General features: G+C 62.5%; 19 protein-coding genes. 9 read left to right on the forward strand and 10 right to left on the reverse strand.

What is annotated here, in order from left to right; genetic code table 11:
- Position 1 precedes the first annotated feature (1 nt).
- The 3 genes from modB to ACUXVH_RS14915 form a co-directional block, all read right to left on the reverse strand.
- Positions 2–682 carry a molybdate ABC transporter permease subunit gene (modB, locus tag ACUXVH_RS14905; RefSeq protein WP_015635894.1) on the reverse strand — a complete coding sequence of 227 codons (681 nt, stop codon included), beginning with the start codon at positions 680–682 and terminating at the stop codon, positions 2–4.
- Positions 683–1,450: a molybdate ABC transporter substrate-binding protein gene (modA, locus tag ACUXVH_RS14910; protein WP_011061694.1), complete on the reverse strand. Its 768-nt coding sequence runs from the start codon at positions 1,448–1,450 to the stop codon at positions 683–685.
- A gap of 174 nt (positions 1,451–1,624) precedes the next feature.
- Entirely contained in the window at positions 1,625–2,689 is a 1,065-nt protein-coding gene (locus ACUXVH_RS14915; protein ID WP_015635893.1) for an NAD(P)H-dependent flavin oxidoreductase, read from the reverse strand.
- A 214-nt stretch (positions 2,690–2,903) separates the two neighbouring features.
- Between ACUXVH_RS14915 and ACUXVH_RS14920 the strand changes: the two genes are divergently transcribed.
- Entirely contained in the window at positions 2,904–3,392 is a 489-nt protein-coding gene (locus ACUXVH_RS14920; protein WP_065364217.1) for a GyrI-like domain-containing protein, read from the forward strand.
- Here ACUXVH_RS14920 and ada read toward each other — a convergent pair.
- The 5 genes from ada to ACUXVH_RS14945 form a co-directional block, all read right to left on the reverse strand.
- Positions 3,344–4,429 (reverse strand): bifunctional DNA-binding transcriptional regulator/O6-methylguanine-DNA methyltransferase Ada, encoded by a 1,086-nt coding sequence (gene ada / locus ACUXVH_RS14925; protein WP_011061691.1) that lies wholly within the window; start codon positions 4,427–4,429, stop codon positions 3,344–3,346. The genes ACUXVH_RS14920 and ada overlap by 49 nt on opposite strands.
- Positions 4,430–4,514: 85 nt before the next feature.
- Positions 4,515–5,195, reverse strand: coding sequence for a DNA oxidative demethylase AlkB (alkB, locus tag ACUXVH_RS14930; RefSeq protein ID WP_065364216.1), 681 nt, complete (start codon positions 5,193–5,195; stop codon positions 4,515–4,517).
- Entirely contained in the window at positions 5,185–5,901 is a 717-nt protein-coding gene (locus ACUXVH_RS14935) for a 2OG-Fe(II) oxygenase (protein ID WP_065364215.1), read from the reverse strand. The genes alkB and ACUXVH_RS14935 overlap by 11 nt, the downstream gene beginning before the upstream one ends.
- Before the next feature lie 103 nt (positions 5,902–6,004).
- Positions 6,005–6,175, reverse strand: coding sequence for a hypothetical protein (locus ACUXVH_RS14940; protein WP_015635890.1), 171 nt, complete (start codon positions 6,173–6,175; stop codon positions 6,005–6,007).
- Between the two features lie 29 nt (positions 6,176–6,204).
- Positions 6,205–6,507, reverse strand: coding sequence for a DUF1883 domain-containing protein (locus ACUXVH_RS14945; protein WP_011061687.1), 303 nt, complete (start codon positions 6,505–6,507; stop codon positions 6,205–6,207).
- A 211-nt stretch (positions 6,508–6,718) separates the two neighbouring features.
- On the opposite strand from ACUXVH_RS14945, the gene ACUXVH_RS14950 reads away from it, so the two are divergent.
- The 4 genes from ACUXVH_RS14950 to ACUXVH_RS14965 all read left to right on the forward strand — a co-directional run bounded on the left by ACUXVH_RS14950 (position 6,719) and on the right by ACUXVH_RS14965 (position 9,234).
- Positions 6,719–7,069 carry a hypothetical protein gene (locus tag ACUXVH_RS14950; protein WP_011061686.1) on the forward strand — a complete coding sequence of 117 codons (351 nt, stop codon included), beginning with the start codon at positions 6,719–6,721 and terminating at the stop codon, positions 7,067–7,069.
- Positions 7,070–7,366: 297 nt separating this feature from the next.
- Positions 7,367–8,017 (forward strand): c-type cytochrome, encoded by a 651-nt coding sequence (locus ACUXVH_RS14955; RefSeq protein ID WP_065364214.1) that lies wholly within the window; start codon positions 7,367–7,369, stop codon positions 8,015–8,017.
- Positions 8,018–8,082: 65 nt separating this feature from the next.
- The gene (locus ACUXVH_RS14960) at positions 8,083–8,934 is read left to right on the forward strand and encodes a c-type cytochrome (RefSeq protein WP_255313436.1); all 852 of its coding nucleotides are present in this window, start codon (positions 8,083–8,085) and stop codon (positions 8,932–8,934) included.
- A 69-nt stretch (positions 8,935–9,003) separates the two neighbouring features.
- Positions 9,004–9,234: a hypothetical protein gene (locus ACUXVH_RS14965; protein WP_011061683.1), complete on the forward strand. Its 231-nt coding sequence runs from the start codon at positions 9,004–9,006 to the stop codon at positions 9,232–9,234.
- Between the two features lie 14 nt (positions 9,235–9,248).
- On the opposite strand, the gene ACUXVH_RS14970 is transcribed toward ACUXVH_RS14965, so the two are convergent.
- Positions 9,249–9,530: a hypothetical protein gene (locus ACUXVH_RS14970; RefSeq protein WP_011061682.1), complete on the reverse strand. Its 282-nt coding sequence runs from the start codon at positions 9,528–9,530 to the stop codon at positions 9,249–9,251.
- A 465-nt stretch (positions 9,531–9,995) separates the two neighbouring features.
- Here ACUXVH_RS14970 and galU point away from each other — a divergent pair, with 465 nt between their 5' ends.
- Complete coding sequence (gene galU, locus ACUXVH_RS14975) at positions 9,996–10,835, forward strand: UTP--glucose-1-phosphate uridylyltransferase GalU (RefSeq protein ID WP_011061681.1); 840 nt, start codon at positions 9,996–9,998, stop codon at positions 10,833–10,835.
- A gap of 130 nt (positions 10,836–10,965) precedes the next feature.
- The gene (gene gorA / locus ACUXVH_RS14980; RefSeq protein WP_041118540.1) at positions 10,966–12,324 is read left to right on the forward strand and encodes a glutathione-disulfide reductase; all 1,359 of its coding nucleotides are present in this window, start codon (positions 10,966–10,968) and stop codon (positions 12,322–12,324) included.
- Here the strand turns inward: gorA and ACUXVH_RS14985 are convergent, their stop codons facing one another.
- Positions 12,325–13,332 carry a DNA-binding protein gene (locus ACUXVH_RS14985; RefSeq protein WP_011061679.1) on the reverse strand — a complete coding sequence of 336 codons (1,008 nt, stop codon included), beginning with the start codon at positions 13,330–13,332 and terminating at the stop codon, positions 12,325–12,327.
- Positions 13,333–13,512: 180 nt separating this feature from the next.
- Here ACUXVH_RS14985 and ACUXVH_RS14990 point away from each other — a divergent pair, with 180 nt between their 5' ends.
- Positions 13,513–14,451 carry a site-specific integrase gene (locus ACUXVH_RS14990; RefSeq protein ID WP_065364212.1) on the forward strand — a complete coding sequence of 313 codons (939 nt, stop codon included), beginning with the start codon at positions 13,513–13,515 and terminating at the stop codon, positions 14,449–14,451.
- A gap of 151 nt (positions 14,452–14,602) precedes the next feature.
- Positions 14,603–15,166: an alkyl hydroperoxide reductase subunit C gene (gene ahpC / locus ACUXVH_RS14995; RefSeq protein ID WP_011061677.1), complete on the forward strand. Its 564-nt coding sequence runs from the start codon at positions 14,603–14,605 to the stop codon at positions 15,164–15,166.
- Positions 15,167–15,171: the final 5 nt, after the last annotated feature.

A 15,171-nucleotide genomic window follows, 5' to 3' on the forward strand; every position in this document is an offset into this window, starting at 1 on the left:
CTCAGCTCCAGCCGGCTTTGGTCTTGCGGCTGGAGTACAGCGCCAGCAGCACCAGGAACGAGAACACCAGCATGGCCCCGGCCAGCCAGTGGGCCTGGGCGTATTCCATGGCCTCGACGTGATCGTAGATCTGCACCGAAACCACCCGGGTCTTGTTGGGGATGTTGCCGCCGATCATCAGCACCACGCCGAACTCGCCGACGGTGTGGGCAAAGCCGAGGATCGAGGCGGTGATGAAGCCTGGCCGCGCCAGGGGCAGGATCACCGTGAAAAAGGTGTCCCAGGGGTTGGCGCGCAGGGTTGCGGCCACTTCCAGGGGACGGCTGCCAATGGCAGAAAAGGCATTTTGCAACGGCTGTACCACGAAGGGCATGGAGTAGATCACCGAGCCCAGCACCAGGCCGGCAAAACTGAACGTCAGGGTGCCCAGCCCCAGGGACTGGGTGAACTGGCCGAAGAAACCGTTCGGCCCCAGGGCCAGCAACAGGTAGAAACCTATCACCGTGGGTGGCAGCACCAGGGGCAGAGCCACCACGGCGCCGATCGGCCCCCGCAGCCAGGAGCGGGTGCGCGACAGCCACAGGGCTATCGGAGTGCCTACCACCAGCAGGATCAGCGTGGTCAGGGACGCCAGCTTGAGGGTAAGCCAGATGGCGGAAAAATCGGCACTCGACAGGCTCATTTACAGTTGGTAGCCGTAGGACTTGATCACCGCGGCGGCTTTTGGCCCCTTGAGGTAGTCCACCAGTGCCTTGGCGGCCGGGTTGTCCTTGCCCTTGTTGAGGATGACCGCGTCCTGCTTGATCGGGTCGTGCATCTGGGCCGGGACGATCCAGGCCGAACCGCTGGTGACCTTGCCGTCCTTGTAGATCTGCGACAGGGCGACGAAGCCCAGCTCGGCGTTGCCGGTGGAAACGAACTGATAGGCCTGGGTGATGTTCTGGCCTTCGACGATCTTGTCCTTGACCTTGTCGGTCAGGCCCAGCTTGGCCAGCACCTGGGTTGCGGCCAGGCCGTAAGGCGCGGCTTTCGGGTTGGCGATGGACAGATGCTGGTACTGGTTGTCCTTGAGCACCTGGCCCTTGGCGTCGACGTAGCCGTCCTTGGCCGACCACAGGGCCAGGGTGCCGATGGCGTAGGTGAAGCGCGATCCCTTGACGATGTCGCCTTCGCTTTCGAGCTTTTGCGGGGTGCTGTCGTCGGCCGAGAGGAAGACTTCAAAAGGCGCGCCGTTCTTGATCTGGGTATAGAACTGCCCGGTAGCGCCGTAGGCGGCCACCAGTTTGTGCCCGGTGTCTTTCTCGAAGTCGGCGGCAATCGCCTGGATCGGTGCGGTGAAGTTGGCGGCCACCGCGACCTGAACTTCATCGGCCTGGGCCGAACCCAGGGCGAAGACAGCGAGCAGGGCGGCGAGGCAAGTCGGGGCAAAACCTGAGGCGCGAAGGTTCATCAAACAGCTCCATTGGGGGGACGGATGCGTTGGGCAGTGAGTTATTGGAAGGGGCCTGCACCAAGGCGAGGGGGAATCGCTATATAGCGGAATATATAGCGATTTGTCGATGAACGGAACTCTGTTGCCAGCGCTTGTTGCCCGGGCCGCGATGTGGATCGCGGCTCTAGTGAATCAGCGTCTGCGCAGTTGTGCCAGGGTTTGTTCGGCCAGGCGCAGGGTCAATTCGTAGGCGGGCAGTTCCACCCCCAGGCGCAGGGCCTGGCCGGACCAGAGGTTGGCGAAGTCCGCCTCGTCCTTGGCACGCAGCGGCATCAAGGCGCCGCCGGCCCGGGGGAAGGCCGGCGCCAACGGGCTGATGGGGCCGATTTCGCGCATGACGCGGTTGACGATGCCCCGGGCCGGGCGCCCGGTGAACAGGTTGGTCAACGCGGTTTCGCTTTCCTTGGCGTGGCGCAGGGCATGGTGGTGGGCGGCGCTGACCTTGGCTTCCGGGGTGAACAGGTAAGCGGTGCCCAGTTGCACCGCCGAGGCTCCCAGGGCCAGCGCCGCGACGATGCCCCGGGCATCGCCGATGCCGCCGGCGGCAATCACCGGCAGTTGCACCGCGTCGACGATCTGCGGCACCAGGGCCATGGTGCCGACCTGGCTGTTGAGATCGTCGCCGAGGAAGATTGCCCGGTGGCCGCCGGCTTCGTAGCCCATGGCGATGATCGCGTCGCAGCCGCGCTCCTCCAGCCAGAGCGCTTCATCGACGGTGCTGGCCGAGGACAGCACCTTGGCTCCGGTGGCCTTGACCCGGGCCAGTAACGAAGGCTCTGGAAGGCCGAAGTGGAAACTCACGACTTCAGGGCGCAACTCTTCCACCAGTTGGCAGGTGCTCTCATCGAAGGGCGCGCGGTTGCTGACCGGGGTCGGAGCATCGAAGTCGGCGCCCAGCTCGCGATAGTAGGGCTCCAGGGCGTTCTTCCAGCGTTGCTCGTGTTCGGCATCGACGGGCTGCACCTGGTGGCAGAAGAAGTTCAGGTTCAACGGGTTCTGCGTGGCTGAGCGAATCACCTGCACTTCCTGACGGATCTGCCCGGCGTCGAGCATGGCGCAGGGCAGGGAGCCCAGAGCACCGGCCCGGGAGGCGCCGATCACCATGGCGGAGCCGGAGGGGCCGGCCATGGGCGCTTGGATGATGGGCAGGGCGATACCCAGCAGGTCTAAGAGGCGGCGATCAGTCCATTGGCTCATTTGCGGGAATTCTCCGTCGGCAGGTTTAGACGATGCAGCCCGTGGTTTTTATCAGGAGATGGCGCCCCGAGGCCAGCTGACTTTTCCACGGGGCTCGATTCCAGGCCTTTGCAACCGATACGGCGGCCGCTGCCGACGGCTGTCGGCGGCTTCGATCCGGCGCTAGACTGCGGCGGATATTTTTCCTCATCGCACCCCTCAAGGAAGGCTGACCATGGATGTAAAACTGCGTGAAGTACTGCCGTTCAGCGTTGCAGGCCTGCAAGTAAGGACCCTCAACGCCGCCGAGCAACAGGCCGACAGCGCACGGATCGGGCCGATGTGGCAGCGCTTCTATGTCGAGGGGCTGTTCGACAAGATCAGCCCTCGCCAGGCTGATTCGTTCGTCTATGGCGTCTATTCCAACTACGAGTCCGATGCCAGCGGGCACTTCGACGTGACCGCCGGCGTGGCGCTGGAAGGTGCCTGCGCCGACTACCCGAGCGTGGCTGTCCAGGGCGGGGACTACCTGGTGTTCAGTGCCAAGGGCGCTATGCCCGATTGCGTGATCCAGACCTGGGGGCTGATCTGGGCCTACTTCCAGGACAACCCCCTGGTCCGGCGCGCCTTCGCCACGGATTTCGAGGTCTACACCAGTGCCGATTCGGTGGCGATCTACATCGGCATCGAGGCCTCGCAGGCCGCTTCGCGCTCCAGCAACTGACGCTTGCGTTCCACACCCCAGCGGTAGCCCGAAAGGCTGCCGTCGCTGCGTACCACCCGGTGGCAGGGAATGGCCACCGCCAGGCTGTTGGCCGCGCAGGCCTGGGCCACGGCGCGCATGGACTTGGGCGCGCCAATGCGCTGGGCAATTTCGGCGTAACTGGCGGTGCTGCCCAGAGGAATGCTCCTCAGGGCCTGCCATACCCGCTCCTGGAACACCGTGCCCTGCAGATCCAGGGGCAGGTCCAGGCCAATGGCCGGGGCCTCGATAAACCCCACTACCTGGGCGACCAGGCGCTCGAAATCGCGGTCGGCACCGATCAGGTTGGCCCGGGGGAACTTGTCCTGCAGTTGCTCCAGCAGCGGGCCGGGTTCATCCCCCAGGAGAATCGCACACACACCGCGCGCGCTTTGCGCCACCAGTATTGCCCCCAGGGAACACTGGCCGAGGGCGAAGCGGATATCGGTGTTGGGGCCGCCGGCGCGGTAGTCGCTGGGCGTCATGCCCAGCAACTGGTCGGCCGCTTCGTAGAAACGGCTGTTGGAGTTGAAGCCGGCGTCATACAGGGCTTCGGTGACCGACTGGCCGCGTTCCAGGTGGGAGCGTACCTTGCGTGAGCGTTGCGCGTTGGCATAGGCCCGGGGGGTCAGCCCGGTGGCGGCCTTGAACACTCGGTGAAAGTGATAGCTGCTCATGCCGGCCTGCTGCGCCAGCTGGCCCAGACTGGGCGGTGTTTCGGCGCCCTCGATCTGCCGGCAGGCCAGCGCCACCAGCGTGGCATGGTGCGCCGCGACCTGGGTCTGGTCACTGGCCAGGCGCTTGCTCGGGCGGTAGCCGGCGGCTTCGGCTTGCTCGGCGCTGTCGAAGAATTCGACATTCTCGGCCTTGGGCAAGCGCGACAGGCTGCTGGGGCGGCAATAGACGCCGGTGGTGCGCACGGCGTAGACAAAGCTGGCGTCGGCGCTGGCATCGCGCTTGAGCACGGCTTGCCAGCGGGGGTCCTGTTCGATGCGGTGCTTGCGCGACAAGGCGGTCATGGTCGGTACTCGGTAAGCGGTGGCGGCCAGATTAACCAAGCTGGGGCCGTTCGGCACTCCGGGTCTTGCGCTTGAATTCTCAACGTCAGCCGGCCCGGCGCAAGGTCAGGTTGATCCGTTGCTGGCCCAACAGCGGGTGGTGGCCGTCCTTGAGGGCCATCACTCCGTGATAGCGCAGGCGGTCGACGCCGCCCCAGACCACCACATCGCCATGCAGCAGCGCGACCCGTTGGCTCTTGTCGCTGCGCTGCCGGCCGCCGAAGAGAAAGATCGCCGGCAGGCCCAGGGACAGGGACACGATAGGGGCTGAGTAGTCGCGCTCGTTCTTGTCCTGATGCAGTGACATCTTTGCCCCCGGCCGGTAGCAGTTGATCAGGCAGGAGTCCGGGGCGAACCCGGGAAAGCCGGCAGCCTCGGCCGCGGCTTCGGCCAGCTCCTGGAATACCTTGGGCAGTGCTGGCCAGGGGCGCTGGCTTTGCGGGTCGATGGGGCTGTAGCGGTAGCCGCTGCGGTCGGTGGTCCAGCCCAGTTGCCCGCAACTGCTGAGGCCCACCGACATGGTGAAGCCGCCGGGCGTCTGCATCTGGCGAAAGGGCGCAGCGGCGAGCACGGCATCGAGTTGCGGCAGCAGCGCTTCGACCCAGGGCAGGGCGAAGCCGCGCAATACCCGGGATTGTGGGCCCAGGACCTCGACGCGGGCAGGCTGCTGCAGGTCGCTGTCACTGAACAGCCCGAGGGTGGCTGGGCCGCCATCATTACAGTGCATCGTGAAAAATCACTCCAAGGGTATGGCGTTGGCCACTGTGAACGCGACTGACACCGTGGCGCAAGGTCACCCGATAGTGCCCGCGCGCTCCGGCTACCGGGCGATGATGCACGGCGAAAACCAGCCCATCACCCTGCTTCAGACCAATGACCTGCGGCCGTGATTGCATGCGTGGGCGCTGTTCGGTGAGCACCAGTTCACCGCCGCTGAAGTCGCTTCCCGGCTGCGACAGCAGGAAGGCTACTTGCAAGGGGAATACGTGCTCGCCGTACAGATCCTGGTGCAGGCAGTTGTAGTCCCCGGGGCCGTATTGCAGCAGCAAGGGCGTCGGGCGCATCTGCCCGGCGTCGTGGCAGCGCTGGATGAAGGCGGCGTGTTGCGTCGGGTATTGGACGTCGATATTCATCAGGCGGTTCCAGCGGTTGGCCTGGTCCACCAGGCGCGGGTAGAGCAACTGGCGCAATTGCGCCACGGGCTCCGGCAGCGGATAGCCAAAATACTGGTACTGGCCACGGCCAAAACCATGGCGGGCCATGATCACTTTCGAGCGAAACAACTCGGGGCTCTGGTAAAGCCGGCTCAGGGTCTGGCATTGCGCTGGGGTCAACAGGCCTTCGAGGCGGGCGCAGCCGTCCTGGTCGAGGGCCTGCTCGATGCGGGCCCAATCCAGTTGTTGCAGGCGATCGTGTAGCGAGGGGGCGGGCATGGCGGGAGTGTCCTGGGCGGTAGGGAACCCGGCCAGTCTGCGGCACGGTTGGCCGCCGAACACTCCGTTGCTTGCGCTTGAATCGGTGGTTCGCAGCGGCGCTCTACAAGGCCTTGCTGACGCTGACGTCGCTGATGACATCGTCGGACTGGCCATGCAGCGCCTCGAGGGCGGCCCGGGCTTCTTCCTCGGAGCCGGTCTGCAACTGGGCGAATTCGAAGCGGCGCTCACCGTTGAGCTTGTATTTGATGACGTACTTGGTGGTCTGGGGCACGGGGCTACCTGTTGTCGCGAGGGGAGAGCTTAGCGCAGTTTCGAGCTGGAGCGTCGAATGATGCGGATCGAATGCGTCAGGTTCGGCTTGCGGGTCACGCTGATGGGCCGACGGTTGACGGTGTCGATGGTGATGTTCCAGAAGCCAGTGCTGGGGGCGGTGATCTTTGCCGGGAACTTGTCGAAGGCGCCGCCGTGATAGGTATGACGGCCGCCGTTCTTGAAACTGCGGAAGTTGGCGTCGCTCATCAGGCGAATGTTGCAGACCTGGGAGCATTCGATGACGACGATATCGTCTTCGTTCAGGTGCTCGCGCTGGTGGATGAATTTCATGGGCGCCTCCAGAAGGGCTATAGCTACAAAAGCAAAAAACGTTTGCGTGGGCGGTGGCGCAGTTTATCAGGCCCAAAGGAGTATTATTCGGCCCCGGCGTCGAGCTTTGACAATTTAAAACAGTTATTTGGATTTTTATCGGCGATAAAGCCGTGCCTCCGGAGAAAAACGGCGCCTTTGCTGTCGGAGGGACTTTATTGGAGATTTTCATATGAAGCGCTGGGTGTGGGTTCTGGTCTTGGCCATCGGCGGTTGCGCAAGCGTCTCGGACATCAACCAGACACCGCCAACCCTGAGCGTGATTTCCGGCAAGAAGCCTCAGGAATACGCCAAGTGCCTGGCCGACAAGCTCTCCGGCAGCCGCGGCGCGCTGCAGGTCGAGCCGCACAAGGATGGCTTTCGGGTACTAGTGCCCCAGAGCCTGTCGCCGGCCCCGGCTGCAGTGTTCTACATTGAGGCGCGTTCCGGTGGCAGCAGCATCAAGCTGCACGAGCAGATGAGCAACAACCCCTTGCGCCCTCAGGATGTGCGCAAGGCCGGTGAAGACTGTATCTCCGGCTAAGCCGTTGCTCCCTGCGGGTGACCGGCCCCGGTTACCCGCTTGCATCCCTTCTCCAGACTTTGCCCCAGGCCCCGGGTAGCGCCACCAAGCGCGGCCCGGGGCTGCTTTTGCGTGGGCAGAAGCCTTGTTGCACTGCGGCGATTAGCCGCTTTTTTTCGCCTGGTAAAACCTTGTTTTGCTGTTCGGTATTCGATAGGCGCGGGGCAATTTCGCGTTGTCCCGGTGGATCAATTGACCTACTATTTGTGTGCTTATGCCATGCAGGTCTAAGCATATAACTAGAATAATGGAGTTCATATGATCCCACTGGATCGAATGCTATTGAGTGGCCTGATGCTGCTGTTGGTTCAAACTGCCCATGCCGTGGAGGGGCAGAAAGTCTTTACCCAGGGAGGCGCCCAGCCGGGGGCGACGGCTTGCCTGGCCTGCCATGGCGCCGATGGCATGGGCCTGGCTCCGGCCGGGTTTCCACGCCTTGCCGGGCTGCCAGCGGGCTATCTGGGCAAGCAGTTGCAAGACTTTCGCAGCGGCGCCCGCACCAGCCCTGTGATGCAACCGCTGGCCAAGGCCTTGAGTGAGGAGGAAATCACCGCGGTCACCACGACCCTGGCCGCCATGCCTGCGCCCAAGCTGGCTCCTGTCAGCCGTAGCCAGGTGGCCACCGGTGTCGGTGAGCGCCTGGCCCTGCGTGGTGCCTGGGAACGGCAAGTGCCCGAGTGCGTCAGTTGCCACGGACCGGGTGGCGTGGGCGTCGGTACCGCCTTCCCACCCCTGGCCGGGCAGCCTGCCAGCTACCTGGTGGCACAGCTCAACGCCTGGCGTGAAGGTACCCGCCACAACGACCCCAATGACTTGATGGGGCACATCGCCAAATCCCTGAGCGCCGAAGAAGTGGCTGCCGTGGCGGACTACTTTGCAACCTTGAACTCCCAGGAGGCGCGCCCATGAAACTATTGATTCCAGGGGCGCTGCTGAGCCTGCTCGCGATCCAGGTCCAGGCGGCCACCATCGCCATGGAGGACCAGTCGCAGATCTCGGCGCCGAGCGCTTCCGCCCATGTCGAGTACTTCAAGCCGCCGGCTGAAAGCGAGCTGCCGGACAACGCCTACGGCAAGCTGGTACGCGAAGGCTACGCCCTGTTCGTCGATACCAAGCGCCTGGCGCCGCAGTTCGTTGGCAACGGCCTCAATTGCAGCAATTGCCACCTTGACCAGGGGCGCCTGGCCAACTCGGCGCCACTGTGGGGCGCGTACCCGATGTACCCGGCCTATCGCAAGAAGAACGACAAGGTGAATACCTTTGCCGAGCGCCTGCAAGGCTGTTTTCAGTTCAGCATGAACGGTGGCAAGCCGCCGGCGGCGGACAGTCCGCAGATTACCGCGCTGTCGGTGTATGCCTACTGGCTGGCGAGCAAGGCGCCGCTGGGCGTCGAGCTGCCCGGGCGCGGGTATCCCGATGTGGCGCAGCCCGCCAAAGGCTACGACCTCAAGCAGGGTGCGGCGGTGTATCAGGCGCAGTGTGCGGTTTGCCACGGTGACAACGGCCAGGGCCAGAAGGCCGGTGCGGATTACGTGATGCCGCCACTCTGGGGCAAGGATTCCTACAACTGGGGTGCAGGGATGCACCGGATCAATACTGCGGCGTCCTTCATCAAGCACAACATGCCTCTGGGCAAGGGCGGCAGCCTGAGCGATCAGCAGGCCTGGGACGTGGCGGCGTTCGTCAACAGCCACGAGCGGCCGCAGGACCCGCGCCTGGTGGAGGGTTCCATCGAGAAGACCCGGGTCAAGTTCCACGCCAATGACGGGGTGAATTTGTACGGTCAGACGGTAGAAGGCGTGCTGATAGGCCAGGGCATCCGATAAACTAGCGCCCATTGTTGCCGGTGCCGCCCGGGCTCAAGCCTGGGCGGCATCGATTTTTTGGGAGAAAGCATGAAGCGGGAAGATGTCAGGGCAAAGCATGCAGAGGGCTTGATCTCTGCCACCCACGTGATCCAGAACCCCGCCAATTCAGGGGAATGGATTGTGTTTTTCAAGAAGAGCGCCGGGCGCAGCTATTTTCTGGTGGACGACAGCGACGAGGTGGAATCTTTCTGCCGTCTCGACGACCTGATCGAAACCATTCGAGGCCTGGGCATCAAGTTCGCCGAAATTCATATGTAGAGGGCGTGCGCCTTCTACTTGCAGACCACCACCACGCTGCGGCTCTTATAGTTGCCAACATCGACGCCGAGGGTCTTGTCGCTTTCCTTGGTGGCGGGCGTGCCGACAGTGCTGACGATCCGATAGCCGGTGCCGGCGCAGGAGGCCTCGGCTTTCTCGTAACAGCTGGCCCAGGAGCTGGCCTCGCCAGAGCAATCGATGCTCAGGCCTTGTTCGCCATTGGCCAGGTAGGTATTGGAGGCGGTGGCACATCCACTCAGGGCCAGTACTGCGGTGACAGTGAAAAGTCTGTTCATGGGGGATTTCGTCATCTGAGGGGGAGGGGGTGAAGTGGCCGTGCATGCCAGTGGCGATGCTATAGCTAATGGCCATTTCGGTACAGCACGTCACCTTAGTCCTTCGCGGGCCTGCAAAAGTGCCGCAGCCCCTCTGGGTGAGGGGGTTGTGGTGCCTGCGGGTGAACATCGCCAGGGCGAAAACGGTGCCATCATGGAGTCCGGATGGCCCGCCTTGGCTGTTGAGTCGAGGGTGTACCTGGTCGATGCCTGGGGCATTCCGGCAACCCTGTGCAGGTGCCGGTTTACAAGCGCTGCGCGGTGATGGAGGTTTACCTGGCAGGCTATCTGGAGGATGCTGCGGAACTATCCGGCACTTTATTTCTCTATGATGGCAGCGGTTAGCCAGCGCGGGGCATTGTAAGGCGCTCGCGCCCTCATTAGACTGCGCCGAAACTCGTACACACAGCCTTTTTAAGGACTCATATGATCAAGAAATGCTTGTTCCCAGCAGCCGGTTACGGTACTCGCTTCCTGCCAGCGACTAAAGCCATGCCTAAAGAAATGCTGCCGGTGGTGAACAAGCCACTGATCCAGTACGGCGTTGAAGAAGCGCTGGATGCCGGATTGAATGAAATCTCCATCGTGACCGGCCGCGGCAAGCGCGCCCTCGAAGACCACTTCGACATCAGTTACGAGCTGGAAAACCAGATCAAGGGCACCGACAAGGAGAAATACCTGGTCGGTATCCGCAAGCTGCTGGACGAGTGCTCGTTCTCCTACACTCGCCAGACCGAAATGAAAGGCCTGGGCCACGCCATTCTGACTGGCCGCCCGCTGATCGGTGACGAACCCTTCGCCGTGGTGCTGGCGGACGACCTGTGCGTCAACCTCGAAGGCGACGGCGTACTGACCCAGATGGTCAAGCTGTACAAGCAGTTCCGCTGCTCGATCGTGGCCATCCAGGAAGTCGATCCGCAGGAAACCAACAAGTACGGCGTGATTGCTGGCGAGATGATCCGTGACGACATCTACCGCGTTCACAGCATGGTCGAGAAGCCAAAGCCGGAAGACGCACCGTCGAACCTGGCGATCATCGGTCGTTACATCCTGACTCCGGACATCTTTGACCTGATCGAGCAGACCGAGCCGGGCAAGGGTGGCGAGATCCAGATCACCGACGCCCTGATGAAGCAGGCGCAGAACGGCTGCGTGATGGCCTACAAGTTCAAGGGCAAGCGTTTCGACTGCGGTGGTGCCGAAGGCTACATCGACGCAACCAACTTCTGCTTCGAGAACTTCTACAAGACCGGCAAGGCTTACTGATAGCCGCTGCACGGGTTTTTCGGAAAAGCCACCTTCGGGTGGCTTTTTCATTTGTCGCCCTTATGTAGACCTCTGCGCTGACCCGATCGCCATCTGCGGTTATGCTTGTCAGCCTGCCTGGGAGAGTGAAATGGCCTACGATTTTGATCTTTATGTAATTGGTGCCGGTTCCGGCGGTGTGCGCTGCGCGCGATTCGCGGCGGGTTTTGGCGCGAAGGTCGCGGTCGCTGAAAGCCGCTATCTGGGCGGTACCTGTGTCAACGTCGGCTGCGTGCCGAAAAAGCTGCTGGTGTACGGCGCGCACTTCGCCGAAGACTTCGAGCAGGCCTCGGGTTTCGGCTGGTCCCTGGGTGAGGCGAATTTCGATTGGGCGACCCTGATCGCCAACAAGGATCGCGAAATCAATCGCCTCAACGGCATCTACCGCAATCTGCTGGTCAACAGCGGCGTGACCCTGCATGAAGGCCACGCCAAGCTGATCGATCCGCACCAGGTAGAGGTCAACGGCCAGCGCTACAGCGCCAAGCACATCCTCATTGCCACCGGCGGCTGGCCACAGATCCCGGATATCCCGGGGCGTGAGCATGCCATCAGTTCCAACGAGGCCTTCTTCCTCAAGGAGCTGCCCAAGCGCGTGTTGGTGGTGGGCGGTGGCTACATCGCGGTGGAGTTTGCCGGGATCTTCCATGGCCTGGGCGCCGATACCCAGCTGTTGTATCGCGGTGAGCTGTTCCTGCGCGGTTTCGACGGCGCAGTGCGCAAGCACTTGCAGGAGGAACTGACCAAGCGTGGTTTGGGCCTGCAGTTCAATGCCGACATCGAGCGCATCGACAAGCAGGCCGACGGCAGTCTTGAGGTCACCCTCAAGGATGGTCGCAAGCTGGCCGCCGATTGTGTGTTCTATGCCACCGGGCGCCGGCCGATGCTGGACAACCTGGGGCTGGAGAATACCGGCGTGAAGCTCGACAAGCGCGGTTTCATTGAAGTGGACGAGCAGTATCAGAGCAGTGAGCCGTCGATCCTGGCGATTGGCGATGTCATCGGCCGCGTGCAGCTGACGCCGGTGGCCCTGGCCGAGGGCATGGCCGTGGCTCGGCGCCTGTTCAAGCCCGAGCAGTACCGTCCCGTGGATTACCAGATGATTCCTACGGCGGTGTTCAGCCTGCCGAACATCGGTACCGTCGGCCTCACCGAAGAGCAGGCGCGAGAAGCGGGGCACAAGGTGCAGATCTTCGAGAGCCGCTTCCGGCCGATGAAACTGACCCTGACCGACTGCCAGGAACGCACCCTGATGAAGCTGGTGGTGGACGCCGACAGCGACAAGGTCCTGGGGTGCCACATGGTCGGCCCGGATGCCGGTGAAATCGTTCAGGGCCTGGCAATTGCCCTGAAGGCGGGGGCGACCAAGCGCGACTTCGACGAAACCATCGGCGTGCACCCGACGGCCGCCGAAGAGTTCGTCACCATGCGTACGCCTGTCGCGGGCTGATCAAGCCTTCGCAGGTGCGTCTGGCTGGGCCTTGGTGGCAGCAGCCAGGCGCAACGCCTCCAGGCCGGCCTCGGCCTTGGTGGCGCGCAACTCCATCTCCTTGCTCGATCGAGCCTGTTTCCTGGTTTGTTCCTTGAGTGCCTGAACTTCTTCCTGGGCAACGCGCAGGCGTTCCTGGAGCAGGGTGCTTTCGCTGTCCTGGCGGGCGACCTGTTCGCTCAGGCGGGCCTGCAGCGCCGAATTCTTGCTGGCGGCATCCTGGGCTTGCTTGAGCTCTTTGTGGATGGCGCGCTGTTCGCTGAGCAGGCGCTCGTTATCGCGATGCAGTTGGGTGATCTCGTCCTGGCGTACCAGCGCGCTCTGTTGGGCCTGGCGCAGCTCCATCTGGATCTGTTGCAACTGCCCTTCGTGGCGGCGCTGCTCCTGTTCGCGCTGTTCCTTGCTGGCCGCGCGGTAGTGCTCCAGAGCGTCCCTGGCATGCAGGTGCTTTTCCTCCAGGGAGTGGATCTGCTGCTCCTTGTCCTCCAGCCGCAGCTCAAGGCCCTTGAGTGCCTGGTTGAGTTCGGCGTTGCGGGTCTGTTCGCTCTGCAGCATGGAGCGAGTGTCTTGCAGGGCGGCGCTTTCCCCGGCCAGGGCGCTGGCCTGAATCTGCAACTGCTGTTGCAACTGCTCCTGAAGCTGGTGGGCTTCGTTCAACTGGTGTTCCAGCACCTGCTTCTGTTCTTCGAAGTGGGCGAGGGCTTGCTCCAGGGGTTCCTGGGCCTGCTCCTGCAGACGTTGCGCCAGGCGCCCCACTAGTTCGCCCAGTTCTTGGTCCAGGGGTGCAGGGCCGCTGTCACGCCGGCTGGCGCCGTCATCCAGCTCCTTGAGATAGCGGTGGATGGTGGTTTTCGAGCCGGTATTACCCATTTCGATGCGTACTGCGTCGATGCTGGGGTGTTCGCCGCGGGCAAGAATCGCCTGACGCGCTTTCTTCACCACCGCCTTGTTTATGCCTCCGCGAGCCATGCATCCTCCGACGATTTAATACTGTGTTACGTGGTATGTAATTACATGGAATTGTACAGCAAATGTGAAATTATCAAAAGCCTGAAACTGACATGGGATATTATGGTATTACCCCGTGTGATAGGCGCTGAGGGCGGTTTCCGCCAGCCATCGCCATACATTTGCCTGAGTTGAGCTGCCATGAGCGAGCTGGATCGTTATCTGCAAGCCGCCACCCGCGACAACACCCGTCGCAGCTATCGGGCGGCCATCGAGCATTTCGAAGTGCAGTGGGGCGGTTTCCTTCCGGCTACGGCCGAAAGCGTGGCCCGCTACCTGGCCGCCTATGCCGGTGAGCTGTCGATCAATACCCTGCGGTTGCGCCTGTCGGCCCTGGCCCAGTGGCACAGCAGCCAGGGTTTTGCCGACCCGACCAAGGCACCGGTGGTGCGCCAGGTGTTCAAGGGCATCCGTGCGCTGCACCCGGTACAGGAAAAACAGGCGCAACCCTTGGAGCTGCAGCACCTGGAACAGGTCGTCGCCTGGCTAGATGAGGAGGTGGCGAGTGCCGCAGCTGAACAGCGCCAGGGGGATCTCTTGCGTGCCCGGCGTGATCGGGCGCTGATCTTGCTGGGCTTCTGGCGCGGCTTTCGCAGTGATGAGTTGTGCCGCTTGCAGATTGAGCATGTGCAAGCGGTGGCCGGGTCGGGCATCAGCCTCTACCTGCCCCGCAGCAAGAGTGACCGTGACAACCTTGGGCGGACCTTTCACACCCCGGCCTTGCTGCGCCTGTGTCCGGTGCAGGCCTATATCGAGTGGATCAACAGCGCGGCGCTGGTCCGCGGGCCGGTGTTTCGCGGCATCAACCGCTGGGGGCGCCTGAGCGAGCAGGGGTTGCATGCCAATAGCGTGATCGCGTTGCTGCGCCAAGCCCTGGAGCGTGCCGGTATCGCTGGCGAACACTACACCAGCCATTCCCTGCGCCGGGGCTTCGCCACCTGGGCGCACCGCAGCGGTTGGGATCTGAAATCACTTATGAGCTATGTCGGCTGGAAGGACATGCAGTCCGCCATGCGCTACCTCGAGGCCAACCCGTTCATGGGCATGGCGCGCATCGGCGAGAAGCCGGTACAGCAGTAGATTAAGGTTTCTTCTATTAATACTGTTGGCTGATAGTCAAAACCAATCGGCAGCATCAGGTTTGCCAATGAGCCAAGGGGCGATTCATTGGTTAGGATTCTCCCCATCAAGTTTTCACCCAATGTTCTCAACCACTGATGGAGAGTCAACGATGCCTATCATCAACAGCCAAGTTAAACCCTTCAAAGCTACCGCATTCAAAAACGGCGCATTCGTCGAAGTGTCGGACGCCGATCTGAAAGGCAAATGGTCTGTCGTGTTCTTCTACCCGGCTGACTTCACCTTCGTGTGCCCAACCGAGCTGGAAGACCTGGCCGACAACTACGCCGAATTCCAGAAGCTGGGCGTCGAGATCTACAGCGTTTCCACCGACACCCACTTCGCCCACGCTGCCTGGCACAACACTTCGCCAGCCATCGGCAAGATCCAGTACACCATGATCGGCGACCCGACCCTGGCCATCTCCCGCAACTTCGATGTGCTGATCGAAGAAGCCGGTCTGGCTGACCGCGGCACCTTCGTGATCAACCCTGAAGGGCAGATCAAGATCGTTGAAATCAACGACGGCGGTGTAGGCCGTGACGCTTCCGAGCTGCTGCGCAAGATCAAGGCCGCTCAGTACGTCGCTGCTCACCCAGGCGAAGTCTGCCCAGCCAAGTGGAAAGAAGGCGAGGCCACCCTGGCTCCGTCCCTGGACCTGGTCGGCAAGATCTAAGTCCA

It is taken from the genome of Pseudomonas sp. 8(2025) (genome assembly GCF_052665325.1).

What these genes read in the sequence shown, in the direction of transcription:
- modB (WP_015635894.1), bottom strand. Translation starts at nt 682, where the DNA reads ATGAGCCTGTCGAGTGCCGATTTTTCCGCCATCTGGCTTACCCTCAAG.
- modA (WP_011061694.1), bottom strand. Translation starts at nt 1,450, where the DNA reads ATGAACCTTCGCGCCTCAGGTTTTGCCCCGACTTGCCTCGCCGCCCTG.
- ACUXVH_RS14915 (WP_015635893.1), bottom strand. Translation starts at nt 2,689, where the DNA reads ATGAGCCAATGGACTGATCGCCGCCTCTTAGACCTGCTGGGTATCGCC.
- ACUXVH_RS14920 (WP_065364217.1), top strand. Translation starts at nt 2,904, where the DNA reads ATGGATGTAAAACTGCGTGAAGTACTGCCGTTCAGCGTTGCAGGCCTG.
- ada (WP_011061691.1), bottom strand. Translation starts at nt 4,429, where the DNA reads ATGACCGCCTTGTCGCGCAAGCACCGCATCGAACAGGACCCCCGCTGG.
- alkB (WP_065364216.1), bottom strand. Translation starts at nt 5,195, where the DNA reads ATGCACTGTAATGATGGCGGCCCAGCCACCCTCGGGCTGTTCAGTGAC.
- ACUXVH_RS14935 (WP_065364215.1), bottom strand. Translation starts at nt 5,901, where the DNA reads ATGCCCGCCCCCTCGCTACACGATCGCCTGCAACAACTGGATTGGGCC.
- ACUXVH_RS14945 (WP_011061687.1), bottom strand. Translation starts at nt 6,507, where the DNA reads ATGAAATTCATCCACCAGCGCGAGCACCTGAACGAAGACGATATCGTC.
- ACUXVH_RS14950 (WP_011061686.1), top strand. Translation starts at nt 6,719, where the DNA reads ATGAAGCGCTGGGTGTGGGTTCTGGTCTTGGCCATCGGCGGTTGCGCA.
- ACUXVH_RS14955 (WP_065364214.1), top strand. Translation starts at nt 7,367, where the DNA reads ATGATCCCACTGGATCGAATGCTATTGAGTGGCCTGATGCTGCTGTTG.
- ACUXVH_RS14960 (WP_255313436.1), top strand. Translation starts at nt 8,083, where the DNA reads ATGGAGGACCAGTCGCAGATCTCGGCGCCGAGCGCTTCCGCCCATGTC.
- ACUXVH_RS14965 (WP_011061683.1), top strand. Translation starts at nt 9,004, where the DNA reads ATGAAGCGGGAAGATGTCAGGGCAAAGCATGCAGAGGGCTTGATCTCT.
- ACUXVH_RS14970 (WP_011061682.1), bottom strand. Translation starts at nt 9,530, where the DNA reads ATGAACAGACTTTTCACTGTCACCGCAGTACTGGCCCTGAGTGGATGT.
- galU (WP_011061681.1), top strand. Translation starts at nt 9,996, where the DNA reads ATGATCAAGAAATGCTTGTTCCCAGCAGCCGGTTACGGTACTCGCTTC.
- gorA (WP_041118540.1), top strand. Translation starts at nt 10,966, where the DNA reads ATGGCCTACGATTTTGATCTTTATGTAATTGGTGCCGGTTCCGGCGGT.
- ACUXVH_RS14985 (WP_011061679.1), bottom strand. Translation starts at nt 13,332, where the DNA reads ATGGCTCGCGGAGGCATAAACAAGGCGGTGGTGAAGAAAGCGCGTCAG.
- ACUXVH_RS14990 (WP_065364212.1), top strand. Translation starts at nt 13,513, where the DNA reads ATGAGCGAGCTGGATCGTTATCTGCAAGCCGCCACCCGCGACAACACC.
- ahpC (WP_011061677.1), top strand. Translation starts at nt 14,603, where the DNA reads ATGCCTATCATCAACAGCCAAGTTAAACCCTTCAAAGCTACCGCATTC.